Source organism: Mitsuokella sp. UBA4253, from assembly GCF_002395285.1.
In the GTDB taxonomy this organism is placed as follows: Bacteria; Bacillota; Negativicutes; order Selenomonadales; family Selenomonadaceae; genus Mitsuokella; species Mitsuokella jalaludinii.
Genome location: NZ_DGWR01000001.1, coordinates 24,311 through 50,942 on the forward strand (window position 1 = coordinate 24,311; position 26,632 = coordinate 50,942).

19 protein-coding genes are annotated in these 26,632 nt (G+C 59.1%); 16 read left to right on the forward strand and 3 right to left on the reverse strand.

From position 1 onward, the window contains the following. Positions 1-17 precede the first annotated feature (17 nt). Positions 18-1,358 carry an L-fucose:H+ symporter permease gene (gene fucP, locus B2X55_RS00110; RefSeq protein WP_286820376.1) on the forward strand — a complete coding sequence of 447 codons (1,341 nt, stop codon included), beginning with the start codon at positions 18-20 and terminating at the stop codon, positions 1,356-1,358. Between the two features lie 645 nt (positions 1,359-2,003). Here the strand turns inward: fucP and B2X55_RS00115 are convergent. Further along, positions 2,004-3,083 (reverse strand): glycosyltransferase family 9 protein, encoded by a 1,080-nt coding sequence (locus B2X55_RS00115; RefSeq protein WP_286820377.1) that lies wholly within the window; start codon positions 3,081-3,083, stop codon positions 2,004-2,006. Positions 3,084-3,188: 105 nt separating this feature from the next. Between B2X55_RS00115 and B2X55_RS00120 the strand changes: the two genes are divergently transcribed. The 5 genes from B2X55_RS00120 to ychF all read left to right on the forward strand — a co-directional run bounded on the left by B2X55_RS00120 (position 3,189) and on the right by ychF (position 10,115). Next, positions 3,189-6,425, forward strand: a complete 3,237-nt coding sequence (locus B2X55_RS00120) for a DEAD/DEAH box helicase (RefSeq protein ID WP_286820379.1) — start codon at positions 3,189-3,191, stop codon at positions 6,423-6,425. 77 nt (positions 6,426-6,502) lie between these two features. After that, positions 6,503-6,946 carry a ribose 5-phosphate isomerase B gene (gene rpiB, locus B2X55_RS00125; RefSeq protein WP_036378665.1) on the forward strand — a complete coding sequence of 148 codons (444 nt, stop codon included), beginning with the start codon at positions 6,503-6,505 and terminating at the stop codon, positions 6,944-6,946. Between the two features lie 66 nt (positions 6,947-7,012). After that, positions 7,013-8,260, forward strand: a complete 1,248-nt coding sequence (glyA, locus tag B2X55_RS00130) for a serine hydroxymethyltransferase (protein WP_286820380.1) — start codon at positions 7,013-7,015, stop codon at positions 8,258-8,260. Between the two features lie 93 nt (positions 8,261-8,353). Then, entirely contained in the window at positions 8,354-8,980 is a 627-nt protein-coding gene (gene upp / locus B2X55_RS00135; RefSeq protein WP_155948159.1) for a uracil phosphoribosyltransferase, read from the forward strand. A 28-nt stretch (positions 8,981-9,008) separates the two neighbouring features. Next, on the forward strand, positions 9,009-10,115 hold the full coding sequence (gene ychF, locus B2X55_RS00140; protein WP_286820381.1) for a redox-regulated ATPase YchF: 1,107 nt from the start codon (positions 9,009-9,011) through the stop codon (positions 10,113-10,115). Positions 10,116-10,516: 401 nt separating this feature from the next. Here the strand turns inward: ychF and B2X55_RS00145 are convergent, their stop codons facing one another. Beyond that, the gene (locus B2X55_RS00145; RefSeq protein ID WP_286820382.1) at positions 10,517-11,296 is read right to left on the reverse strand and encodes a carbon-nitrogen family hydrolase; all 780 of its coding nucleotides are present in this window, start codon (positions 11,294-11,296) and stop codon (positions 10,517-10,519) included. A gap of 18 nt (positions 11,297-11,314) precedes the next feature. Here B2X55_RS00145 and B2X55_RS00150 point away from each other — a divergent pair, with 18 nt between their 5' ends. From B2X55_RS00150 to alr, 7 genes are all read left to right on the forward strand, one after another. Beyond that, a complete protein-coding gene (locus tag B2X55_RS00150) occupies positions 11,315-11,512 on the forward strand; it encodes a DUF951 domain-containing protein (RefSeq protein WP_286820383.1) in 198 nt (65 codons plus the stop codon). Between the two features lie 387 nt (positions 11,513-11,899). Then, entirely contained in the window at positions 11,900-13,213 is a 1,314-nt protein-coding gene (locus tag B2X55_RS00155) for an S-layer homology domain-containing protein (protein ID WP_286820384.1), read from the forward strand. Between the two features lie 358 nt (positions 13,214-13,571). Further along, positions 13,572-14,873, forward strand: coding sequence for an S-layer homology domain-containing protein (locus B2X55_RS00160; RefSeq protein ID WP_286820385.1), 1,302 nt, complete (start codon positions 13,572-13,574; stop codon positions 14,871-14,873). Between the two features lie 326 nt (positions 14,874-15,199). Continuing rightward, positions 15,200-16,474, forward strand: a complete 1,275-nt coding sequence (locus tag B2X55_RS00165) for a putative porin (protein ID WP_286820386.1) — start codon at positions 15,200-15,202, stop codon at positions 16,472-16,474. A gap of 189 nt (positions 16,475-16,663) precedes the next feature. Further along, complete coding sequence (locus B2X55_RS00170; RefSeq protein ID WP_286820387.1) at positions 16,664-17,716, forward strand: protein tyrosine phosphatase; 1,053 nt, start codon at positions 16,664-16,666, stop codon at positions 17,714-17,716. 166 nt (positions 17,717-17,882) lie between these two features. Further along, positions 17,883-19,172: an S-layer homology domain-containing protein gene (locus B2X55_RS00175; RefSeq protein WP_286820388.1), complete on the forward strand. Its 1,290-nt coding sequence runs from the start codon at positions 17,883-17,885 to the stop codon at positions 19,170-19,172. Positions 19,173-19,655: 483 nt separating this feature from the next. Then, positions 19,656-20,765, forward strand: a complete 1,110-nt coding sequence (gene alr / locus B2X55_RS00180; RefSeq protein ID WP_286820389.1) for an alanine racemase — start codon at positions 19,656-19,658, stop codon at positions 20,763-20,765. Between the two features lie 76 nt (positions 20,766-20,841). Here alr and B2X55_RS00185 read toward each other — a convergent pair whose 3' ends face one another. Continuing rightward, entirely contained in the window at positions 20,842-21,288 is a 447-nt protein-coding gene (locus B2X55_RS00185) for a hypothetical protein (protein ID WP_055162772.1), read from the reverse strand. Positions 21,289-21,633: 345 nt separating this feature from the next. Between B2X55_RS00185 and B2X55_RS00190 the strand changes: the two genes are divergently transcribed. The 3 genes from B2X55_RS00190 to B2X55_RS00200 all read left to right on the forward strand — a co-directional run bounded on the left by B2X55_RS00190 (position 21,634) and on the right by B2X55_RS00200 (position 26,555). Continuing rightward, complete coding sequence (locus B2X55_RS00190) at positions 21,634-22,656, forward strand: rod shape-determining protein (protein WP_036378469.1); 1,023 nt, start codon at positions 21,634-21,636, stop codon at positions 22,654-22,656. A gap of 77 nt (positions 22,657-22,733) precedes the next feature. Next, positions 22,734-24,227 carry a phosphodiester glycosidase family protein gene (locus B2X55_RS00195; protein ID WP_286820391.1) on the forward strand — a complete coding sequence of 498 codons (1,494 nt, stop codon included), beginning with the start codon at positions 22,734-22,736 and terminating at the stop codon, positions 24,225-24,227. 141 nt (positions 24,228-24,368) lie between these two features. Further along, positions 24,369-26,555 carry a SpoIVB peptidase S55 domain-containing protein gene (locus B2X55_RS00200; protein WP_414683470.1) on the forward strand — a complete coding sequence of 729 codons (2,187 nt, stop codon included), beginning with the start codon at positions 24,369-24,371 and terminating at the stop codon, positions 26,553-26,555. The last annotated feature ends 77 nt before the right edge of the window (positions 26,556-26,632 follow it).

A 26,632-nucleotide genomic window follows, 5' to 3' on the forward strand; every position in this document is an offset into this window, starting at 1 on the left:
CTAAAAGGAGGGCTAATATGAAAGAAGAAGGCTTTGCAACTGCTGTGCAGTCAGACATCCAGGAGGCATCTGCGCCTGTGGTACCAAAGGAATACCGGTTGTACTTCGGCCTGCTTGTCACGTGCTTTGCACTTTGGGGCCTGCTCAATAATATGACGGATAATCTCGTGCCGTCATTTGCGAAGATATTCATGATAAAAGCGGTAGACTCATCCTTAGTACAGGTCGCTTTCTATGGAGCTTATGCTGTGTTAGCTTTGCCAGCAGCCTTTATCATCAAACGGTACTCTTACCGCGTCGGTGTCTTGGTCGGTCTAGGATTTTACATGGTCGGCGCTTTTGGCTATATCCCAGCGGCCATCCTGCAAAGCTATAATCTGTTCCTCGTTTCAATCTTCGTTCTGGCCGGCGGCCTGTCGGTCCTCGAGACAACGTGTAATCCTTTTGTCCTCTCTCTCGGCGATGAATCTACGAGTGTCCGTCGCCTGAATTTTGCTCAGGCATTCAATCCGCTAGGCTCGATGGCGGGGCTGTTCCTGGCAAAGTATGTCATTCTCTCGCATTTGAATCCGGCAACGCTGGAGGACCGCCTGGCCATGACGCCGGATCAGCTCGCCGCTGTGCGCGATGTCGAGCTCTTCTGGGTCTGCGTGCCGTATGTCGGCTTGATTCTCATTGCCTTTATTATTTGGTGCGCTTTCTTCCGCAGCAAGCTGAACGATAAGGACGCTGGCGAAGAGATGACCGTCAAAGAAGCCCTCTCGCGCCTCATCCATCTGCCGCGCTATGCATTCGGTGTCGTGACGCAGTTCTTCTATGTTGGCGTACAGATTGCCGTCTGGACCTGGACCATCAAGTACGCGATGGTAAATCTGCATGTCATTGAAGCTGAGGCCGCGAATTTCTACATTTACTCGATTTTTCTTTTCATCGGCTGCCGCTGGATTTGCACGTGGCTCATGAAGTACATCACCCCCGCTAAGATGATGGCAGTCTTTGCACTGGGTGGCATTCTCTGTTGTTTCGGCACGATCTACCTGCCAATCGATGTCTCGATTTACTGCCTGATTGGCATCTCTGGATGCATGTCGCTGATGTTCCCGACGATTTATGGCATTGCCCTGCGTGGCCTCGGCCCCGGGGTCAAGTTCGGTGCGGCTGGCTTGATTATGGCAATTCTTGGCGGTGCAATCATCACGCCGATGATGGGTGCATTGGTCGATAACAGCACGCTGGCATTCCTCGTCAGTGGCTTTAACGCCGAACAGACGGCTATCCGTTCGGCGTTCTACCTGCCGGCCTTCTGCTTTGCTGTAGTCCTGGTGTACTCACTGGCCTTCCGCAATGTAAAAGACTAAGGCCAATAGGAGCGTAAATCTGCAAATATAAGGCGAGAACCCCATCAAGATAGATATCTTGATGGGGTTCTCGTTTCTTGATATACTGTGTCAGGGGATATCCCTAAGAGCGAACACAGCATGTTGCTGTCATCTACGATGCAATATGCTGGTCATCGGTAGTCGAGTCGTCGTGCTTGGCATAAATCCGGACAGAAAGGGACGTGATGCCTTTGGTATCACGCAACGGATGCCTGCTTCTATGGAAGCGTTCTTCTCGTCGGAGGTCACCGTAGCCACGGCTTGTGGATTGGCGGTGCTTTTGCACTGGTCTTTCTTGCCTTGGTCGTGCTGGCTTCCTTCGGCGTCATTGACGGTAAGTTCCTGCTGGAACTGCTCCGCGCATTCCGAAAATAACCTTCGACGTACATCCAGATGTGAAAAAACCGCCCCGGCAAGGACGGTTTCTTCGGATGTACGGTGGCCATCAGCGTTAGCGGCGCTGTTTGTATGGCCGAAATATTTTTCACCTTACAATATGCCAAGCTGACCATCTTAGTGGTTCGCTCTTTTTATCTGTCTATATTATACAATAGCGATTTACAAACGTCAATTTTCATTTTGGTCCTGTCCTCATGGTCATCTGCACGATGAGGACAGGTCTTTTTAGTGGTAGAGCAGTTCGAGCAGGGCTTTTGTCACGGTGCCGGGCTTGATGGCGTTCATGCAGGCGTTTGATTTGTGGCGGCACTTTGTCTTGCAGCAGGCGGTGCACTCGTGGGGGGAGAGGATGAAGTGGTGACCTTTTGTCAGCGGTCCGTAGATGCCCGGATGGGTCGGGCCCCAGAGGGAGAGGGTCGGCAGTCCGACGGCTTCGGCGATGTAGAGCGGGCCGGTGTCGCCGGTCAGCAGCAGGTCGGACTCGCGGAAGATTGCGGCGAGCTCCAGGAGACTCGTCTGGCCGGCAATCGAGAGGGAGGCGCGGCCTTCCATCTCCTGCTGGGCGCGCTCGATGTAGATTTGGTCGGACGGCGCGCCGGTGAAGACGATCTGGATGTTCTCGGGCAGGTTGGCGAGCGCGCGGCCGAAGAATTCGGGCGGCCAGTTCTTGTCGGGCCATGTCGTGCGCGTGTTGACGAGCAGAAGCGGTTGCTGCGGGTCGTGCAGCGTGACCTTCTTATCCGCGAAGAACGTCTCGGCGAAGCCATCGTAGGTGTCGGGCAGCTTGAGCACGAGGCCGGGCATGAAGTCCTCGGGGCCGATGCCGAGCGGCGCGAGTGCCGTCATGTAGCGGCGGATCTTGTGGCGTTCGGGGATGTCCGGTGCCATCTCGGTCATGAAGAGGAAGTTGCCCTCGTGGCGCTCGTGGATGCCGATGCGGCGCGGCGCGCGGCTCATGCGCGTCAGGATGCCCGAGAGGAAGAGCCCCTGGATGTCAAGCGCGATGTCGAATTCGTACTGGTGCAGCAGCGCCTTGGCCTCCCGGAGTGTCTGACGGATGGTGCGCAGGTCGAGATGCGCTGCCGCCTTGTCGAACGTCCGGCGGTCCCAGACGAGCAGGCGGTCGATGTCGGGGTTGTTCTCGAGCAGGATGCTCGCCGGCGGGCTCACGAGCCAGGTCACATGGCAGTCCGGCACGAGCCGCTTGAGGTTGTGAACGACGGCCGTCGAGTGCAGCACGTCGCCGATGGCGCTGAGGCGCACGACGAGGATGCGCGCGCCGTGCGGAAGTTTTTGTTCGTTCATGATGCTCTCTTTTCTGTTCGCAGTGAGTGAAATATGTTAAGATGAAAGGAATGAAATCTACTTTATCTTAGCATAGTTGAGAAGCAGAAGAAAGGCGGGAATACGGTGATCGATGAGGAGCAGATCCGGGCAGTGGCGACGGATGCCGCCTACAAGCGCGGTGTCCGCTATTTCAGGCGCGGCGCCGTCGGGCATCTGGAGCGGCAGGAGGATGGCAGGAGCTACACGGCCGTCGTCGAGGGAACGGAGGCATATCATGTCCGCATCAGCCTGACGGAGGTGGGCGATGAAGTCGAGTCGTTCCACTGCGACTGCCCGGCCGCGGCGCAGTACCTCGGCGCCTGCAAGCATGTCGTCGCCGTGCTCAAGACCGTCCAGCAGCAATCCATGGCAGGCTGTTCCTCTCAGGGAACGGATGCGGGCGGCCGCCGCCTGCTGCAGGGCTTCCAGTTGGCGGCGCAGCTGCCATCTGCTCCGCTGCAGGAGCCCGTCTACCTCATCCCGCGCCTCTTCGTCGAGAGTGCGCCAGGCAGGGTCGAGAACTGGCTCGAGTTCCGCATCGGCATGAGCCGCCTCTACGTCGTGCGCAATGTCATGGAGCTCTTGCAGTGCGTGATGGCGGGGGAGGACTACTCGCTTGGCCGCAATAATGTGATACACACGGCATCGCTGCGCTGGGCCGACGGCGTCTCCGAGAGGCTCTGGGCCTTCATGCAGCAGGCGTACCGCGACGAGAAGAGTCTGCTGCGCCACCAGCCGGCGCTCTCTTACATGCACGCGCTGCAGAAGAGCACGGTCTTTGAGCACAAGATGATGCACCTGACGCCGAGCCTGCTCGAGGACTTCCTCGCCATCATGGGGGAGACATCCATCGAGCTGCACATCGACGGCAGCGAGGCCATCGCGGCCCATCTGCGCGAGGGAAAGCCTGCCATCCATCTGGAGGTCAGCCGCCTCGCTGACAGGAGCGGCCGCATCACGCTGGAGGACGGAGACCTCACGCCGCTCTCGGAGGACTGCCGCATCCTCTACCAGCACGAGGCCATCTATCGGGTGGCGGATGCGTTCGGCCGCGCGCTGCAGCCGCTCTGGCAGGCGTTTGCGCGCGCGACGAGCGTGCAGCTCTCGCATGGCGACATGACGCCGTTCTTCAGCAGCATCCTGCCGGCCGTCGAGCAGGTCGCGGACGTCGATGTCGACGCGGGCTTCGAGGAGGAATTCCTGCTCGTGCCGCTCACGGCAGAGCTCTACCTCGACTACGAGGGCGAGGGCATCGCCGTGAAACCCGTCTTCGTCTACGACCACATCCGCTTCAATCCCGTCGTGCAGGCGGCGCCGGAGGCCGATGAGGGTCACCTGCTCGTGCGCGACAGCGAGGCGGAACAGGCGGTGCTCGCCGTCTTTGCGCGTTATGGCTTCGTGAAGAAGCGCGACCAGTTCGTCCAGCTCGACGAAGAGAAGAGCTACGACTTCCTCACGCAGGGGCTCGAGGAGCTGCCAGAGCGCGTCGAGATCTTCTACGAGGCGAGCTTCGAGCGCCGGCCCGTGCGCCCCATGCCGAAGGTCACGGCCGGCGTCAGTGTCAACGACATGGACCTCCTGGAGGTCACGTTCAACATGAAGGATGTCGACTATCAAGAACTCGTCGACATCCTCGACTCCTACCGCCAGAAGAAGCGCTATCACCGCATGAAGGACAGGAGCTTCGTGACGCTCGGCGACCAGCAGCTGCGCGCCATCGCCTCGCTCGTGGAGAACGCGGGCCTCAAGAAGAGGGACCTCGCGGGCGGCAAGATAGAGCTGCCGCTCTCGGAGGCCATGTACCTCGACGGACTCGCGCGCGACGACGGGGGATTGCAGTTCACGCGCAGCCGCCGCTTCCGCGAGATCGTGCGCGGCATCCGCCAGCCACAGGAGGCCGACTACGAGGTGCCGACTTCGCTGAAGCCCGTGCTGCGCGACTACCAGGTCACAGGCTTCAACTGGCTCTCAGGCCTTGCGGACCATCATCTCGGCGGCATCCTCGCAGATGACATGGGCCTTGGCAAGACGCTGCAGGTCATCACCTTCCTGCTCGCCAGGAAAGCGCCCGAGGCGCCACCTGCGCTCGTCGTTGCGCCGACTTCGCTGCTCTACAACTGGCTCGAGGAGATTGCCCGCTTTGCGCCCGCGCTTCAGGCGGTGGCCGTGGCGGGATCGAAGGCGGAGCGCCGCGCTCTGCTCGAGCAGGCGGGCGGCGTCGACGTCATCGTGACGACGTACGACACGCTCAAGCGCGACGTCGACCTCTACGCGCAGCGCCGCTTTGCCAGCATCTTCCTCGACGAGGCGCAGCACATCAAGAACCCCGCGACGCAGAGTGCGCGCGCCGTCAAGAAACTGTCGGCCGACACCTGCTTTGCGCTGACGGGCACGCCCATCGAGAACACGCTGACGGAGCTCTGGTCCATCTTTGACTTCCTGATGCCGGGCTACCTCGGCAGCCAGTCGAAGTTCAAGCAGCGCTTCGAGCTTCCCATCGTGCGCGCCGAAGACAAGAAGGCTGCCAAGGCATTGCGGCAGCGCGTCATGCCCTTCATCCTGCGCCGCATGAAGAAGGATGTCTTAAAGGAGCTGCCCGACAAGGTCGAGCGCAAGCTCGTCGGCGAGATGACGCCGCAGCAGGCGAAAGTCTACCGGGCCTACTTCATGAAGAGCCAGCGCGACTTCCTGCGCGAGGTCAGCCTCGCGAGCCCCGGAGAGCAGCGCATCAAGATCCTCGCTATCCTCACGCGCCTGCGCCAGATTGCCTGCGACCCCTCGCTCTTTCTCGAGAGCTACCACGGCGGCTCAGGCAAGCTCGACATGCTCGATGAGCTCATCGCGGAGGCGCACGAGGGCGGCCATCGCCTGCTGATCTTCTCGCAGTTCACGACGATGCTCTCGCGCATCGCCGAGCACCTGCGAAGGAGGGGGCTCGCGCACTTCTACCTCGACGGCGCGACGCCGGTCCTGACGCGCATGAAGCTCGTGCGGGAGTTCAACAGGGGCGCTGTGCCGGTCTTCCTGATCTCACTCAAGGCGGGCGGCACGGGCCTCAACCTCACGGGCGCCGACATGGTCGTCCACTTCGACCCGTGGTGGAACCCCGCCGTCGAGGACCAGGCGACCGACCGCGCCTACCGCCTCGGCCAGCGCAGCAACGTCCAGGTCTTCAAGCTCATCATGAAGGGGACGGTCGAGGAGAAGATCTACGAGCTGCAGGAAAAGAAGAAGTCCCTGATCGACCAGATGATACAGCCCGGCGAGAATTTCCTCGCCAAGCTCACCGAAGAAGAGATCCGCGCGCTTTTCCAGGGATGATCGGCCACTTGATGTGTTTTTTTTGGCGCGCATGTGTGATAGAATAAGAAAGAGCATGTAAGAAAGGTGGAGAATCCATGAACATTACGATTGGCAGTGACCACGGCGCTGTGGCACTCAAGGACGAAGTCAAGATGGTCCTGAAAGAGTACGAAGACATCAAGGTGACGGATGTCGGCACCTTCGGCACGGAGTCCGTCGACTACCCGGATATCGCCGAGAAAGTCTGCGCAGATGTGACGAGCGGCAAGGCCGACCTCGGCATCGTGCTCTGCGGCACGGGCATCGGCATCTCGATCGCGGCCAACAAGGTCAAGGGCATCCGCTGCGCCCTCTGCAACGATGTCTACTCGGCCAAGAAGGCGCGTGAGCACAACAACGCCAACGTCCTCGCGATGGGCGGCCGCGTGCTCGGCTTCGGCCCGGCAGGCGAGATTGTCCGCGCGTTCGTCGAGAGCTCGTTCGAGGGCGGCCGCCATGCGCGCCGTGTCAACAAGATCATGGCAATCGAGCAGCAGTAAGCTCCCAGCCATCTGTCATCCACACAATAGGGCATGCTGCAAGAGCAGCAGAATAGGAGGAAACCCATGAGCCTGATGGACACCCTGAAACAGTCGGACCCGGAAATCGCGAAAGAGATTGACCTGGAGCTCAATCGCCAACGCACGAAGCTCGAGCTCATCGCGTCGGAGAACATCGTCTCCAAAGTCGTGATGGAAGCACAGGGCAGCGTGCTGACGAATAAATACGCCGAAGGCTACCCCGGCAAGCGCTACTACGGTGGCTGCGAGTACGTCGACGTCGTCGAGCAGCTGGCCATCGACCGTGCGAAGAAGCTCTTCGGCGCAGCCTATGCCAACGTCCAGCCGCATTCCGGCGCACAGGCCAACATGGCTGTGTTCTTCTCCCTCTTGACGCCGGGTGACACGGTCATGGGCATGAACCTCACGGACGGCGGTCACCTGACGCACGGCAGCCCGGTCAACATGAGCGGCAAGTACTTCAAGATCGTGCCGTACGGTGTCGACAAGGAGACGGAGCGCATCGACTACGACGCACTCGAGAAGCAGGCTGAAGAGTGCAAGCCGAAGCTGATTGTCGCCGGCGCCTCCGCCTATGCGCGCATCATCGACTTCCCGCGCCTCGCGGAGATCGCCCACAAAGTCGGTGCCTACCTCATGGTCGACATCGCGCACATCGCCGGCCTCGTCGCCGCCGGCCTCCATCCGAGCCCGGTCCCGTACGCCGACGTCGTCACGACGACGACCCACAAGACGCTGCGCGGCCCGCGCGGCGGCATGATCCTCTGCAAGGATGCGGAATTCGGCAAGCAGTTCAACAAGGCCGTCTTCCCCGGCATCCAGGGCGGACCGCTCATGCACGTCATCGCCGCCAAGGCCGTCGCCCTCGGCGAGGCACTGCGCCCCGAGTTCAAGGAGTACGCAGCGCAGACCATCAAGAACGCCAAGGCACTCGCTGAAACGCTGCAGCAGGACGGCTTCCGCATCGTCTCGGGCGGCACGGACAACCACCTGATGCTCGTCGACCTCACGAGCAAGGACATCACGGGCAAAGAGGCGCAGAACGTCCTCGACGAGGTCAACATCACCTCGAACCGCAACACGATCCCGTTCGAGCCGCGCTCCCCGTTCGTCACGAGCGGTATCCGCCTCGGCAGCCCGGCCCTGACGACGCGCGGCTTCAAGGAAGACGACATGCGCGAAGTCGGCAATATCATCGCGCTCGTCTTGAATGACCCGCAGAACGAAGAAAAGAAAGAGGAGGCACGCCGCCGCGTCGCCGCCCTCTGCGCGAAATATCCGCTCTATGAATAAGCACTGTGAATAACATGTGAACCATATCTGACATGGCCCCGCTCTGCGGGGCTCTGTAATGTGTAGAAAGGGGTATCTTTTATGGCTGAACCAATGAATGTCCACGTCATCGACCACCCGCTGATCCAGCACAAGCTCACGATCATGCGCATGAAAGAGACTGGTACGAAGGACTTCCGCGAGCTGCTCGAGGAGATCTCGATGCTCATGGCCTATGAGATCACGCGCGACTTCCCGCTCAAGGATGTCGAGATCGAGACGCCAATCTGCAAGTGCAAGGAGAAGATGCTTGCGGGCAAGAAAGTCGGCGTCGTGCCGATCCTGCGCGCCGGCCTCGGCATGCTCAACGGCGTCGTCAACATGATCCCGGCGGCCCGCGTCGGCCACGTCGGCATGTACCGTGACCCGAAGACGCTGAAGCCAGTCGAGTATTACTGCAAGCTGCCGGGCGATGTCGCCGAGCGCACGCTCATCGTCGTCGATCCGATGCTCGCCACGGGCGGCAGCTCGTCGGCCGCGCTCTCGCTGCTCAAGGAGAAGGGCGCGAAGCACATCATCCTCATGTGCCTCGTCGCAGCGCCGGAGGGCGTCCGCGTCATCAACCACGACCATCCGGATGTGCCGCTCTACGTCGCCGCCATCGACGAGAAGCTCAACGAGAAGGGCTACATCGTACCGGGCCTCGGCGATGCAGGCGACCGCATCTTTGGCACACTGTAATCAACTGTAAGTAAGGGAGAAATTCATTTTGAGTAATTTAGAAGTTGGTATTGTCGGCCTGCCGAATGTCGGCAAGAGCACGCTTTTCAATGCCATCACGAAAGCCGGCGCTGAGGCCGCAAACTTCCCGTTCTGCACGATCGAGCCGAATGTCGGCGTCGTCGCCGTACCGGATCCGCGCCTCAAGGTCCTGCATGAGCTCTACAAGTCGAAGAAGACGACGCCGGCTACCGTGCGCTTCGTCGACATCGCCGGTCTCGTCAAGGGCGCATCCAAGGGCGAGGGCCTCGGCAATAAATTCCTCGAGCACATCCGCCAGGTCGACGCCGTCGCCCATGTCGTGCGCTGCTTTGTCGACCCAAACATCACGCATGTCGAGGGCGGCATCGACCCGCTGCGCGACATCGACATCATCCAGACAGAGCTCTGCCTCGCAGACCTCGAGATCGTCGAGAAGCGCATCATGAAGCTCGCCAAGATCGCGAAGTCCGGCAACAAAGAGGCGAAGGTCGAGGACGAGATCCTGCGCCGCATCAAGGCCGCGCTCGACGAGGGAACGCCGGCGCGCCAGGTCGACCTCTCCGAGGATGACCTCGAGATCATCAAGGAGATGAAACTCCTGACGCTCAAGCCGACGCTCTACGTCACGAACGTCGCCGAGGATGAAGTCGCCACGGCCTACGACGAGAACCCGTACGTCCAGCAGGTCAAGGAATACGCGGCCAAAGAGGGCGCCGAAGTCGTCGCCATCTCGGCAAAAGTCGAGTCGGAAATCGCTGAGCTCGACGAAGAAGAGGCCAAGGCCTTCCTCGAAGACCTCGGCGAGACGGAGAGCGGCCTCGACCGCCTGATCAAGGCAGCCTTCGACCTCCTGGGCCTCCAGACCTTCCTGACGGCCGGCCCGGATGAGTGCCGTGCCTGGACCATCGTCAAGGGCACGACGGCACCGAAAGCCGCCGGCAAGATCCACACGGACTTCGAGCGCGGCTTCATCCGCGCCGAGATCGTCAACTACGACGACCTCATCGCCGCAGGCAGCGTCGCCGCCGCCCGCGAGAAAGGCCAGGTCCGCGTCGAGGGCAAGGACTACGTCATGCAGGATGGCGACGTCGTCAACTTCCGCTTCAACGTGTGATGCTAGGCCGTGGGGGCTGGTTTCGTTCGTCGCGCAGGAGGGGGCCTGCATTTCGGCTTCGTCGCTCCGTTGAATGGTCCCCATGATTTTGTATCGCATCGTTGGCGCTTCGCCGCCTGCCGCGGTGTCCTGACATTGCGGACGGATCTTGCTTGGCGTTTGGGGACCAGCCCTGCGGGCAGTCACTGCACTCCTGCAGGCGAAATGCAGGCCCACTCCCTCTTGACCAGTTCGGTTTACATGGGGGCGCAGTTGGTGCGTTTTACATGGCCCGCTGCTGTGTGGTAGGTGAGGTTCTTGGCCCCTCGTGCTGCGCACATCGGGGTTTACCCGGTATCTGATTCCGCAATACGAGAGAAAAAAGACTGCCGCGTTTGCGACAGTCTTTTTGATAGCCGTGTTCAGTAAAGCTCGGGGCGGCGGTCGGCGTAGACGTTGAGCGTCTCGCGGATATGCTGGCGCAGGCCGGGGCGCAGGCGGGCAGTCAGGATGGCTTCGCCTTCATCCGCTTCGGCGATGGCCTCGCCCCAGGGGTCGAGAATGGCTGAGTGGCCGGCGAGGTGGTTGCCCTGCTCGTCGGTGCCGGCCTCGTTGGCCGCGATGACATAGAGCTGGTTCTCGATGGCGCGGGCGCGCGTGAGGATCTGCCAGTGGCTCAGGCGGCTGGCGGGCCAGGCGGCGGGCAGGAAGAGGACAGAGATGTCCTCGAGTGCGAGCTTGCGGATGAATTCGGGGAAGCGCATGTCATAGCAGACGGCGACGCCGCAGAGCACACCGTCGAGCCGGAAGGTCACGGCATTATCGCCCGCTGCGAAGTCCGCGCTCTCGCCGCTCGGCGAGAACAGGTGCGCCTTGTCGTACGAGGCGACTTCCGTACCCGTGCGGTCGAAGATGTAGCATGTGTTGTAGACCTTGCCTTCGCGCCGGTTGGCCACTGTGCCGCCGACGATGTTCACGCCGTTCTTGCGCGCGAGCTCTGCGAGCACGGCGCGCGACTGCTGGCCGTCGAGGTCCGCGTGCACGGCAATCGGCTGCGGGTAGAAGCCGAGCCGCCAGAGCTCGGGCAGCACGAGCACATCCGGCTCCTCGCGCATGGACGCTTCGACCATGCGGCGCAGCGTCTGGATATTTTCATCGGGCCGGGCGAAAGCGACCGGCATCTGCAGGATCGAGATTTTCATAGGAGGCCTCCAAATACCATGATGGAAAAACAACAATATGCCGTCGGTGACATCGTGCGCATGAAGAAAACGCACCCGTGCGGCTCAAGCGAATGGGAAGTCCTGCGCACCGGCATGGACTTCCGGCTCAAGTGCCAGGGATGCGGCCATCTCGTCATGATGCCGCGCACGAAATTCGAGAAGATGGTCCGCGCCGTCCGCCCGAAAGAGCAGTGAGGGCGCGCCCTGTTACAATTATAGCATGATGCCTGCTGCCGCGTAATTGACATTGTCCAACTGCATGAAAGAAATGTTGTCAAACGGCATACCAAGAAAGACAGCTTTACAGCGTCAGGCATCTATGTTTCTGCAATAAAAAGACCGTTCCTTCGGGAGCGGTCTTTTTGGTGAACATAAGATACAGAAAATTGACAGGATAGATTTGATTGCCAACATAGAAACATATTAGGGATAATTTGTAATTTGAACAGGATTGTGTTACACTGATAACCAATTGGCACGAGGCCATAAAGAAAAGAACTGAGGAAACATGGACACTCATGAACACTTTCTTTGTGAAATCGGCCAAGAATGACCACTTGATTTGATAAAGGAGTAGTCCATATGAAAAAGACTCTTGTATCTGCATTGACGACAGCTCTCGTTGTCGGCGCTGCCAGCACGACGTTTGCTGCTGCTAACCCGTTCTCCGATGTCCCGGCTGACCACTGGGCTTATGACGCTGTATCCCAGCTCGCAGCTGACGGCGTCATCGAAGGCTACGGCGATACGACGTTCCGCGGCAACCAGAACATCACGCGCTATGAGATGGCTCAGATGATCGCCAAGGCCATGGCCAAGACGGATGTCTCCGCTGCCGACAAGGCCCTGATTGACAAACTCGCTGCTGAGTTCTCCGATGAGCTCAACAACCTCGGGGTCCGCGTCAGCAACCTCGAGCGCAATGCCGACAACGTAAAGTGGAACGGCCAGGCCCGTTACCGTTACTGGAGCCAGCGCTATGAGAACGAGAAGGGCTCGAAAGATAAGAAGAACACGGACCAGATGAACTTCCGCCTCGAGCCGAGCGCTGAAGTCAACCAGAACTGGCATGTAAAGGCCCGTATCGATGCCTTCACGGATCCGAGCAAGGATACGGACGCTACGGTCAAGCTCGTACGCGTATGGGCACAGGGCGACTACAAGAATTTCCAGGTCAAGCTCGGCAAGCTGCCGTTCTACTCCACGGAGACGGCTGGCATGCTGCTCGATAACCAGTTCTCCGGCGCTCAGGTCACGTTCGGCAATCAGCTCAAGCTCACGGCTGAGGCTGGCCGCTGGAACCTCAACAATGCCATCAATCAGTCGGCAATCTACAAGGCGGCTGATAATCTCCTTTATGGTGACGATGCTGCCAGCTACCAGGGCATTGGCCTGAATGGCACGGCAGGTAAACTCTACGGCGGCGCTGCTTATCGTCACTTCCAGAGCGACCTCTTCAAGCATGTCAACGAGGTTGAAAAGAGCTACAAGGGCTACAAAGCAAACACGGATGAGGCTGATATCTGGTCCGTCGGCGCTGGCTACACGTTCGACAAGAACTGGAACCTCAACGGTGGCTATGCCAAGAACGAGAAGGCTGACCGCTTCGGCACGGCCCACAACATCCAGCTCAACTACAAGGGCGCTCAGAAAGCCAATAAGGGTTCCTGGGGTGCTTACACGGCTTATCGCTACATGGGGGGCAATGTCGCCTTTGCTCCGACGTACGAGACGTTCCTCAACTGCGGCGTCAACAACGTCAAGGGCTGGGAAGTCGGCACGGAATACGTTCCGTTCACGAATGTCACGGCTGCCGCTTACTACTTCAACGGCAAGAAGCTGGACAACAACAATGATGCAGAGCTGCTCTTCGGCCGCGTGAACTTCTGGTTCTGATAACGCAGCCTCGGTTGCTCCCATATCTATAGAAAAAGCCTTCCACTGGCAAATGCCAGCGGAGGGCTTTTTTGTACGCGGATTCTCAATGACATTGATAGTTGAGCGAGCAAACTATTCTAAGTGAAGTGTAATGGACTTCTAACGGCTGTGTAATTGTAATTGACTCAGTCAAGTAATATAATGATGGTGTCAAAAGGAAAGGGCGAGGGACGTCAGAGGAAACATGGAGACTCGCGATCCTCCCACTCCCTTTCCCGACAATGGCCGCAAAGGCGGCGCGGGGCACTTGCCTCGACTGACTTGATGCCTTCTATATCGGCGAGGAGCCATAGAAGGAAGATGGGAGGAATTCATCATGAAAAAGACTCTTGTATCTGCACTCACGACGGCGCTCGTAGTTGGCGCTGCATCCACGACATTTGCCGCAACGAACCCGTTCTCCGATGTGCCGGCTGACCACTGGGCATACGACGCTGTATCCCAGCTCGCAGCTGATGGCGTCATCGAAGGCTACGGCGACACGACGTTTCGCGGCAACCAGAACATCACGCGCTATGAGATGGCGCAGATGATCGCGAAGGCCATGGCTAAGACGGATGTCTCCGCATCCGACAAGGCCCTCATTGACAAGCTCGCTGCTGAGTTCGCCGATGAGCTCAATACGCTCGGCGTCCGCGTCAGCAACCTCGAGCGCAATGCCGACAAGGTGAAATGGAACGGCGAGGCCCGCTACACCTACACGAGCAAGCGCACGGAGAATGAGACGGGCTCCAAGGATAAGACGAATGACGATGAGCTGCTGCTGCGCCTCGAGCCGTCGGCTGAGGTCAACCGCAACTGGCATGTCAACGCCCGCCTCGATGCGTCCACGGATCTTGCCAAGGACAGCGGCAACGATGACCACGGCGCTTCGCAGGACACGGATGTGACGCTGCAGCGTCTCTGGGCAGATGGCCAGTACGGCACGACCAACATCAAGGTCGGCAAGCTGCCGATGCAGCTCGACAGCAACCTGCTCTTCGATGATGAGATCTCCGGCGCCGCCATCACGACGGGCAAGGACCTCAAGGTCACGCTGCAGGCAGGCCGCTTCGACCTCAATGGTGATACGAACAACAACGCTGTCAACAAAGCTGCTTCGGAGAAAGACGACACGGCCAATATGCAGAGCGTCGGCCTGCAGTACGGCAAAGACAAGCTCAGCCTCGGCGCCGGCTACCATCATCTGAACAGCGATACGTTCACGAAGATGGGCACGAGCTACAAGTCCACGCAGGATGAAGACAGTGCCGACATCTGGAGCGCAAATCTCCACTATGCCTTTGACAAGAACGTCGCCCTCGGCGGTGCCTATGCCGAGAACACGAAGGCCGACGACTACAAGAAGGCCGGCACGGTCGAGCTCGACTACAAGGGCGCAGAGCCTGCGAACAAGGGCACCTGGGGCGCCTATGCCGCCTACCGCTACCTCGGCCAGAACGTAGCCTTCGATCCGTCGTACGACGGCGCCTGGGCCGGCACGAAGGGCTGGGAAGTCGGTACGGACTACACGCTCTTCAAGAACACTGTCGCAAGCGTCAAGTACTTCAACGGCGAGAACATCGACAACGGCAAGGATGCCGAGAAGCTCTTCGGCCGCGTCGAATTCCACTTCTGATATACGCGAATCCCACTTCTCTCTATATGAATCAAATGAACGAGAGCAGCGTCCCTTCGGGGGCGCTGCTCTTGTTGTGCGTAAACCGCTTGCGCCCACGGATGCTGCTTTTTTGTTATTTTCTAGAGAAGTTTCTACGATAAATTGTTAATTCTTAGAATTTTCTTTAGTAAGCCTATTGCGGAGGGCAGCCGGGTATGATACACTAAGCTTAATCAAAGCGCGTTCAAAAAAGCGACAGATAGAGGAAACATGGATGCTCTGCGTCGCGATTGGATCGGCTTTGAGAAAATCACTTCTTAACCATACAGAAGGAGGAGTTTCTCATGAAGAAGACTCTCGTATCCGCTCTGACGACGGCTCTCGTCGTCGGCGCAGCAAGCACGACGTTTGCAGCAGCAAACCCGTTCTCCGATGTACCGGCTGACCATTGGGCTTACGATGCCGTAACCCAGCTCGCAGCTGACGGCGTCATCGAAGGCTATGGCGACACGACGTTCCGCGGCAACCAGAACATCACGCGCTATGAGATGGCTCAGATGATCGCAAAGGCTATGGCAAAGACGGATGTCTCCGCTGCTGATAAGGCCCTGATCGACAAACTCGCTGCTGAGTTCTCCGATGAGCTCAACAACCTCGGCGTCCGCGTCAGCAACCTCGAGCGCAATGCCGACATGGTCAAGTGGAACGGCATGGCACGTTACACGTACACGCAGGATAAGTACGAGTATCAGGGGCAGAAGGATAAAGAAAAAACGGATAAGCTCCTTCTCCGTCTTGAGCCGTCGGCTGAGGTCAATAGCCATTGGCATGTAAAGGCACGTCTCGAAGCGAAGACAGACCTCAAAACCGATGAGGGTGATAACGGCAATGTTTCGCTGAAACGTGTATGGGCACAGGGCGACTACAATAACTTCCAGGTCAAGCTCGGTAAATTTGGTAGTACGATCAACAACACGCTCGTATTCGATAATCCGTATTCTGGCGCAGCTGTGACGTTCGGCAAGGATCTGAAGGCAACGCTGGAAGCCGGCCGTGTTGGTAGTGGTGAATTGAGTGATACGCTGGGCGACGTTATTGATAAAACTGCCAGCTATCAGGGTGTCGGTCTTGCCTATGACAATGGCAGCAAGCTGACGGGCCGTGCTGGTTATCAGCATTTTGACTGGAACGTTGATGATGTTGACAATGATGATGCTGGCATCTGGTCGGTTGGTGCGAACTACCGTTTTGACAAGAATGTGGCCTTTGATGCATCGTATGCAAAGTCGAACCGCAGCCTGACGGATTATGATTCGACGCTCAAGGAAGATGACGGTCAGGACAAATCGTATGCGTTTGAGCTCGATTACAAAGGCGCTCAGAAACAGAATGCTGGTACGTGGGGCATGTGGGTCGCTTATCGTTACCTCGGTGCTCTGACGTCGGTCAAACCGACTTATGATGGCATCCATGAAGGCTATAAAGGTTGGGAAGTCGGCGCAAACTACACGCCGTTCAAGAATGTTGTCGGCACGCTCCGCTATGGCGACACGAAGAACCTCTATAACAATGATCTGAAGGATAAAATCTTCTTCGGTCGTGTGGAAGTATTCTTCTAATTTAGCTGCATGACTCATCAGCATCCCGATGCCGATGGTCTGTCGATAAGCAGGCCGGTCATCTCCATATGTTGGAGATGGCCGGCCTGTTTTTTGTCGCTCAACGGTGCGTTGCGGGTATCATTTTGCGCCAGAAGGGTCTATAATAGAGCGCGTATTTTATGATTCAACCATTGAGGAGTGATCTAGATGCATGTGTTCAACAAAAAGATGGTGTGCTCGCTGGTAGCAGCGGCTTTGCTCGGCGGGGGATTTTTGCCGCAATCGGTTTTTGCGGCCAAGGCACCTGTGTCAGTACAGACGGCTGGGGATGCGGCGGCGAATCCGCTGCTATCTCGGGAAGACCCGGCGAAATACGCGGGCTTCATCTGGCGCATTGACTCAAAGGACAAGGACAAGCTGCCGCGCAATTTCCGCACGGCGAATTCTGCCTACCGAAAGGATGCCGACCCGAAGAAGGCGGGCGAAGGGTTCGAGGCGAATCCTTCGCGCAAGGGGCTCGCGACGCTCTACGCTTCGGGCAGTGCGGAGTTCTCGGCGAAGGAGTTCGACAAGATGGTGCCGGTGCTCAAAGCGCAGGCGAAGGGGCCCATCTACATCGTGGATCTCCGGCAGGAATCGCATGGACTCATCAACGGCACGGCGGTCAGCTGGTACGGCGAGCGCGACTGGGGCAATCTCGGCAAGAGCAAGAGAGCTGCGCTGCGCGATGAGAAGTCGCGCCTCAAGGTCGTCCGGGGCAAAGATGTCACGATGGCCAAGCTCGGTAAGGCGAAGAAGCCGGTGGACCCGGTGACAGTCAAGGCAGAGTCGGTCATGCAGGAAGAACAGCTCGTCAAGTCGCGCGGCCTGCGCTATTTCCGCATTGCGGCGACAGACCACGTTTGGCCGTCGGCTGAGAATATCGACGCATTCATCCGCTTCGTGCGCAAGCTGCCGAAGGATGCCTGGCTGCACTTCCACTGTCAGGCAGGCGAGGGGCGCACGACGGCCTATATGGCGATGTACGACATGATGAAGAACCCTGACCTGCCGCTCACGACCATTCTCTCGCGCCAGTACCTTCTCGGCGGCAATTACGTCGCCTACCGCGTAGCTGAGCCGCAGGCCGGTGACTGGAAGGCAGCCTACTACAACCAGAAGGCGGATATGGTCGCGAAGTTCTACGGATACGTGCAGGAAAATAAAAAAAATAACTTCTGGAAGCCTTGGCGTGACTGGCTTTGCAGGGCCTCCAGATAATTTTCAGCATCACCTAATTTGACTTTCAGGAAAAACATGTGCTATAATAATCACGTCCGAAGGGAAGTCGAAGGATGAGACTGAGGAAACATGGACACTCATGAGGAATCCTCCGATAGAACTAGGACGTAACGTTTCATTCTATTTTTTGAAGGAGGAGTTCTTTATGAAAAAGACTCTCGTATCTGCTCTGACGACGGCTCTCGTTGTTGGCGCTGCTAGCACGACGTTTGCTGCTGCAAACCCGTTCTCTGATGTACCGGCTGACCATTGGGCTTATGACGCTGTATCCCAGCTCGCAGCTGATGGCGTCATCGAAGGCTATGGCGACACGACGTTCCGTGGCAACCAGAACATCACGCGTTATGAGATGGCTCAGATGATCGCAAAGGCTATGGCCAAGACGGATGTCTCCGCTGCTGATAAGGCCCTGATCGACAAACTCGCTGCTGAGTTCTCCGATGAGCTCAACAACCTCGGCGTCCGCGTAAGCAACCTCGAGCGCAATGCCGACATGGTTAAGTGGAACGGCAAGGCTGAGTACACGTACACGAGCAACCGCAACAAGGACGAGCACACGAAGGCAAATGACGACCAGCTCCTGTTCCGTCTCGAGCCGACGGCTGAAGTCAACAGCAACTGGCATGTAAAGGCTCGTCTCGATGCTACGACGGACCTCGCAACGGATAGCTCTGATGCTCTTGGCAAGCATGGCAATAGCCAGGACACGGATGTTACGCTCAAGCGTATCTGGGCTCAGGGCGACTACAACAAGTTCCAGGTCAAACTCGGCAAGTTCGCTCCGATTGATGATGACAGCATCTTCGATACGAACTTCTCCGGTGCACAGGTTGCTTTTGGCAACAAGGTAACGTTCACGGCTGGTGCTGGCCGTCTCTCCGGTCTTGATGATCTGAAGACTGTACGTAAAGATCTTACGACGGATTCGGCAGCTAACTACCAGTATGCTGGCCTCGGCTATGCAGATGGCAAGTTCGTCGGCGGCGTTGACTACCATCATCTGAATGCTGATTCGTTCGATTATGTTGTTGATCGCAACGCAACGAAGGGCAATGTTGAAGATAATGCCAACATCTGGCTCGCAAAGGCTGCTTATCGCTTCGACAAGACGAATGCCCTGAACGGCTTCTATGCCAACAACACGTCGGCTGATGATTTCGACAAGGCTTGGAGCGCTGAGTACGACTACAAGGGCGCACAGGCTGAGAACAAGGGCACCTGGGGTGCTTGGGCAGCGTATCGCTACCTCGGCGACAACACGGCACTGTTCTCCACGTACGATGCTCTGCTTGCTGGCCAGAAGGGCTGGGAAGTCGGCGCTAACTACGCTCCGTTCAAGAACGTTGTTGCAACGCTGCGCTATGGCAACGGCAAGGATCTCTGGAACGATACCAAGATTGAGAACCTCTTCGGCCGCATCGAGATGTTCTTCTAATCCTTCGATTAGCAGACCTTACTCGCATACAAAAGACCTCCGCTTCGGCGGAGGCCTTTTTTGTTGCCACAGACATACCTTTCCCTTATAATAGTAATGTCGCGCCTGTGAAATGGCAAACCGACCAGAGGGGAGGTGCCGTTTTTCATGACAGATTTGTTGCTATCCTTTTTTGTCAGCGTTCTGGCCGGTATTGTTTCCAACTGGCTTTACGCTAAGATTTCTCGTCGCGACGATGCCTAAACTGTCACCATGATTCACCACTCATGGATGACAAAACAGCCCTTGTCAAGTGGTCACCACACCATGTTGACAAGGGCTGTTTCAGTGCCGTATCCAGACAGATGACGGCGTTGCTTCCTTTTCGACTTCATTATAACACACTGCCGGTAGTCTTGCAAACTACTAACATGCTTGACATTTTTAGGGTGTGTAGTAAACTGAAAAGAGAATCTGACTCGGTACGAGAAAAGGGGATATTTCATGCCAAACCGTGCAGCCTGGGCGGAGATCGATCTTCGCGCTCTGAGACATAATTACGAAGAAATCAAGAAGAACATTCGCGGCGGGGCGAAGCTCTGTGCGGTCGTCAAGGCAGACGCCTACGGTCACGGCGCTCTGGCCGTCGCGCGCGTCGCGGTGGAGGCGGGGGCCTCGTACCTCGCGGTGGCGACGCTCGGCGAGGCCATCGAGTTGCGCGAGGCGGGCTTCACGACGCCGATCCTGCTCCTCGGCCTGGTGCTGCCGGACGAGGCGCGCGACATCGTCGACTACGATGTCTCGCAGGTCGTCTGTGAGCTGCCGCTCGCAGAGGCCATCTCGCGTGAGGCCGTGCGCCAGCACAAGGTGGCAAAGGTCCATCTCAAGGTTGAGACGGGCATGGGTCGCATCGGCATCCGCCCCGAGGAGATCGGCGCCCTGGCCGCGGCGGTCAAGCAGCTGCCGAACATCGAGATCGAGGGCATGTTCTCCCACTTTGCGATGGCGGACAGCAAGGACAAGACGTACACGAAGGGCCAGCTCGTGAAGTTTGAGCAGGCGTTGAAGGCGGTCGAGGCGGCTGGTGTGACGCTCAAGATCCGCCACATCGCGGAGTCGGCGGCCATCCTCGAGATACCGGAGGCGCACTATGACATGGTGCGCGCCGGCGTCATCCAGTACGGCATGTGGCCGTCGGACGAGGTCACGCATCCGATTGACATCCGCCCGGTCATGAAGGTCTGCGCCAAGGTCGTCTTCATGAAGACCCTGCACCCGGGCGAGAGCATCGGCTACGGCCGCCAGTTCATCGCCGCGCGCGAGAGCCGCATCGCGACGCTGCCCATCGGCTATGCCGACGGCTACATCCGCGCCTACGGCAACGGCGGCTACGTCTCGTTCGGCGGCCGCAAGGCGCCGATCGCGGGCCGCGTCTGCATGGACCAGGTCATGGTCGACGTCACGGACCTGCCGGATGTCAAGGAGGGCGACACGGCCGTCCTGTTCGGCGATGAGACGGTCACGGCCGACACGGCGGCCAAGTGGCTCAATACCATCAACTACGAGGTCACCTGCCTGATCTCGCCGCGCGTGCCGCGCGTCTATAAAGGCTGATTGCTGATGGACTGCATGCAAAAAGAGCATCCCACTGCGGGGATGCTCTTTTTATGTCATGTATGCAGCCGATGGCTTACTCGACCTGGCCCTTCCAGTAGGCGAGGTCGGCGTCATTGAGCGGCAGGTCGATCGTCTGGCCGTCCTTGTAGCTGTAACGGAAGCGGACGGTCGTGGCCTTCTTGATGTCGTCGAGCGTGGCGGCCGGCAGGAAGACGGAGATCTCGTTCTCTTTCTGGAAGGAGCCAGCGTCCTTCTGCTTGACGGAGGCGATCAGCGGCCACTCCTTGGAGTCGGTCACGAGCGTGACCTTGGAGTCGGCCTTGGCGCCGTCGTAGCGCGTATCCCAGACGGTGAAGTGAGCGCTCGTCGCTGAGCCGTCAGAGCCGCGCAGGCCCGTGAACTCGATGCGCGCATAGGCCGAGAGACTGTCGGCCGTGCGCGTGTCGTGCGCGTGGAAGTAGAGCAGCGTGCCGAGAAAGGCCGCGACGATGATGAGCAGGATGGCAATTGCTTTTTTCATGAATAAGTCTCCTAATAAAATTTTACTAAGTCGAGTTTATCGTATCATCCTGTTTCAGCGTTGTCAATGCGTCTCATGAAGAGGCAAACGATAAATAAGTTATCGTAAATAACATGAAATTTTGCAAATTAGTGCTGCGCCTGCCGCAAATGGTCACATTTCTGGCTTTTTCGACCATTTCACCCATTGTAAAAGCACGCGAATTATTATATAGTATATCAATAGAAAAGAGGGCGTTCATGGTGCGGCGGCTGCATTTCCCGCTGCTTTTCAGTCAGTTCTGCCATAATCTTTTCAGAAGGTATGATATCATTCTTTTATCGGTTGGAAGGGGATTTCAATAAAATGTTTGGTATGTCAATGGATATCGGCATCGACCTTGGCACAGCCAACGTGCTGGTCTATGTGAAGGGCAAGGGCATCGTGCTGCGCGAGCCGTCCGTCGTCGCGGTGGACAAGGACACGAACCGTGTGCTGGCCATCGGCGAGGAGGCGCGCCGCATGATCGGCCGCACGCCGGGCAACATCGTCGCCATCCGCCCGCTGCGCGAGGGCGTCATCGCGGACTACGACATCACGGAGAGCATGCTGCGCCACTTCATCGAGAAGGTCGTCGGCCGCAGCTTCGTCTTCCGCCCGCGCATCATGATCTGCATCCCGTCGGGCTGCACGATGGTCGAGCAGCGCGCGGTGCAGGAAGCTGCTGAGCAGGCCGGCGCGCGCCACACGCAGCTCATTGAGGAGCCGCTCGCGGCAGCGCTCGGCGCCGGTCTCGACATCGTGGAGCCGTGCGGCTCGATGATCGTCGACATCGGCGGCGGCACGACGGACATCGCGGTCATCAGCCTCGGCGGCATCGTCAACAGCGAGTCGCTGCGCATCGCCGGCGACAAGTTCGACTCGGACATCATCGCCTATGTCAAGCGCGCGTTCAACCTCATGATCGGCGAGCGCACGGCGGAGGACATCAAGTTCAAGGTCGGCGCTGCGTATCCTGAGGCGCGCGATGAGACGCTCGACATCCGCGGCCGCGATCTCCTGACGGGCCTGCCGAAGACGGTGCAGATCACGACGAAGCAGGTGGCAGAGGCCATCGGCGCTTCTGTCTCGCGCATCGTCGAGTGCGTCAAGAAGGTCCTCGAGGAGACGCCGCCGGAGCTCTCGGCGGACATCATGGACCGCGGCATCATCCTGACGGGCGGCGGCGCGCTGCTCTTCGGCCTCGACGAGCTCATCCGCCGCGAGACGGATATCCCGACGGCACTTGCGGATGACCCGCTCTCCTGCGTCGCACTCGGCTGCGGCAAGGCGCTCGACACGTTCTCGAAGTTCGACGGCAAGGCCATGAACCTCAAGATCGGGAAATAAAGGCTGTGCTTTCCTTCCCCGCATCTGCGCATCTGCGCCGTGCGAGGAAGGTTTTTTATATGGGAAGGGGTACTATGATGAACAGGATTCTTCGGCGCGCGGCTGTGTTTGCGGCTGCGGCGCTGTTTCTGGGGCAGAGCTTCGCGATGGCGGCGGGGCTGACCTCGATGCGCTTCCACAGCGGCAGCGAGCACGACCGCGTGGTCTACGAATTCACGGATTTGCCGGCCTACACGACTGCCGTCTCGGCTGACGGCCGCACGCTGACGCTCGACCTCGCCGACACTTCGTACAAGGGCTTTGCGGCCGTGCCGGCCAAGGGCAGCCGCATCGAGTCGATTGCCTACAATAAAAAGGGCAAGCACCTCATCGTCACGATGAAGCTCAAGGCGGGCCTCACGTATCGGGTCCGCACGCTGAAGAACCCGACGCGGATCTTCGTCGATGTCGTGCCGGATACGGCGGTGAGCATGCCTTCGCACAAGACTGCTTCGAGTAAGACGACCACCAGCAAGCCATCTTTGGGCAAGCCTGCTTCGGGCAATGCCTCTGGCATGCCGGGGGCCATCGACGGCGACTACGTGCAGGAGATCGCGCCGGGCCTTACGGAACACACGTATGTATACTGGGACGACTACGGCAAGATCTCGGCCTGGCTCTTAGAGGCGGACCCCGCGCGCTACCGCCTCGTGCCGGCTCTGGCCAAGGGCAGGATCCCGGGGCGTGAGGCGGTCAGCGGCATCGTCGCGAGAGCGGGCGGCGTCGCGGGCATCAATGCCTCGTACTTCGCACCGGCCGGCGACATCCTCGGCGTCACGCAGATGAACGGCCAGACGGTCGGCACGACGTACTACACGCGTTCGGCCTTCGGCCTGCGCAAGGACGGCACGCCCGTCTTCGGCAAGATCTCGTATGACGGCATGGTCACGATGGGCGGCGTCAGCGTCAGCGTGGCCGGTGTCGACTGCGAGCGCGGCGCGGACAGTCTCGTCATCTACAATCGCGCTTATGGCGCTTCGACGGGTACGAATGAGTACGGCCGCGAGTACATCGTGCGCGGCGGTCGCGTCACAGACATCCGCCAGAACGATTCGCCGATTCCCGCGGACGGCGTCGTCCTCTCGGTGCACGGCACGGTGGCTGATGAGCTCGCCGGCGTGCAGGTCGGCGACCCCGTATCCATCGAGGAGAATCTCGGCGGCGGCTGGCAGGGGATGGACTTCATCATCGGCTGCGGCCCGCGCCTCGTCGCGAACGGCCGCGTCAATGTGACGGTCGATGAGGAGGACTTCCCGGCTGACATCCGCATCGGCCGCGCGCCGCGCAGCGCTGTCGGCATCACGAAGGACGGCCGCTATCTCTTGGCTGTCGTCGACGGCCGCCAGTCTCACAGCGTCGGCTTGACGCTGACGGACTGGGCGCGGCTGCTCGTGAAGTTCGGCGCGCAGGATGCGCTGAACCTCGACGGCGGCGGCTCGTCCGACCTCGTCGTGAACGGCGAGGTCCAGAACTCTCCGTCGGACGGCCAGGAGCGCCTCGTCGGCGACGCCCTGGTCCTCGTCGCGAAGTGAGACATTGGCAGCAGCTCACATTTCGCAATCGGGAATGCACAGGGCTGGACGAGTATGCTATAATGGAAACTAACAGTATTTTTCCCATTTTATTTGATTCTTGATTTTGCGTTTACGAGGTGAGTACGTTTGCATAGATTCATGAAGAAGGTCATCGCGACGGGCATCGCTGCGATGTGCTTCGCAACGGCTGCTGTGCCAGCCCATGCGATGGACCCCATTCTGCCGTTCCGGGATGTCAAGGGTGGCATGACGGGCACGGCCTATACCGTAGTGGACAGCTCGGGCGAGATCCGCAGCTTCGATGTGGACATCGTGGGCAATATGGACAATGGCAAGGGGTCGTCCCGCATGATCATGGCACGCGCACGCGGCCCCGTGATTGAGCAAGCGGGAGGCATCCTGCAGGGCATGAGCGGCAGCCCCGTCTACGTCAACGGCCGCCTCGTCGGCGCCGTGGCGGCCGGCATCAAGGAGATGACGCCATACACGTTCTTCATCACGCCGATCGAGGACATGATGAAGCTCTGGACGATGCCGGACACGAAGAACAAGACGCGCCTCAAGACGGTCAACATGCACAAGGTCGTCGAGGAGCGCAAGAAGCAGGCGGCTAAGGAGAAGGAAGAGGAGAACAAAAAGGCCGAGACAAGCGGCAATGCCATCCTCAACCGCATCATGGACGTCATACACGAGGCTGAGGACACGTCCCAGGAGATGAAGGCCAAGCAGGAAGCAGCCGAGAAGGAAACGGCTGAGAAAGAAAAGGCCGAGGCTGAGAAAGCCAAGTCTGCTGCTGTAGAGACGGCGGATCAAGCGGCCGCCAAGGATGCGGCCAAAGCCGAGAAGGCAGCGGATGTACCTGCCGAGGAGGCCGCGACTGCTGAAGATAAGGCAGCAGTTGACGAGGCGGCCAAAGCGTCCACTCCGGTCAAGGACGCCGCGGCCGCGAAAACGGCTGCGGCAGCTGAGGATAAGGCTCAGGCTAAGGATGAGAAAGCCCTGACGAAGCAGCCCAAGGCCGTCATGTACCTCTCGGGCTTCAGCCAGCCGGGCATCGACTTCCTGCAGAAGAATGTGCCGGTCGGTCGTGATGTGACCTTCATGCCGATGGGCGTCCGCACGGAAGGCGAGGGCAATACGCTCTACAACGCGAGCCTCAAGCCGGGCAGTGCCGTCGGCGTCGCCATCGTCTACGGCGATTTCGCCGTCGGCGCGACGGGCACGGTCACGGCTGTGGACGGCAAGAAGATCCTCGGCTTCGGCCATCCGTTCCTGCATCGCGGCAACGTCAACTACTTCATGACGGACGCGACGGTCGTCGGCACGATCAGCGGCCAGAGCAATGGCATGAAGATCGCGAATATCGGCAACATCATTGGCCGCATCAGCCAGGACCGCGAGACGGGCATCGCGGGCACGATCGGCGACTTCCCGACAGTCGTGCCGGTCAAGGTCCGCATCAAGGATACGACGCTCGGCCGCACGGATGATTACGGTGCGCGCATCGCCTATGACGAGGACTTCCTGCCGGAGCTCTCGGGCGGCATCGCCTATGCGGCGATGACGAAGACGTCGGACACGCTGGCCGGCAGCACGGCCAATGTCCACTTCACCATCCGCACGAATGCGGCAGAAGGCGGCAAGTTCGAGCGCAGCAACATGTTCTACAACACGGCCGACGTCGGCCAGATCGCGGTCGGCGAGCTCATGCAGGCCATGAGCATCGTCTGCTCGAATACGGAACAGGAGTCGGACATCGTCGATGTCCAGGTCGATGTGCAGATGGAGAACGGCCGCAAGACGGCGACGCTCCTCTCGGCTGTGCCCGACAAGGCGACGGTCAAGCCGGGCGATCTCGTCAAGTTCACGACGACGATCAAGCCGTACCGCCGCGACAAGGAGACGCTGCTCATCCCGTACCGCGTGCCCGTGACGGCACCTGAGGGGCCGCTGACGCTCGACATCCGCGGCGGCGGTGTCGCGCCGATCGCGCAGCTCAAGCTCCTGCAGCAGACGGGCCTCGACCTCATCGCGCAGGAAGACAAGACGGCGACGACGAAGGACAAGCTCCAGGGCCTCAAGCGCACGGGCCGCAATAACGAGATCATCATCGCGCCTGGCGCACAGGCCCAGGTGATGACGCCAGCGCAGCAGCGCAAGGCCGCACGCGAGGCGGCCAAGGCGGCCCGCGAGGCCGCGCAGCAGCGCAAGTTCTCGTTCTCGCTGAACAAGCCGAAGAACGAGAATGCAGGTGAGACGAAATTCACGACGAACTATATCATCGACAATGTCATCCATAGCACCCTGCAGGTCGAGAGAAAGTGACCGCCCCCTATTGTCAGCAGGTGAATATGATGATACACTGGAAAATGATGCTTTAAGCACAGCGGGCGAAGTGGCTG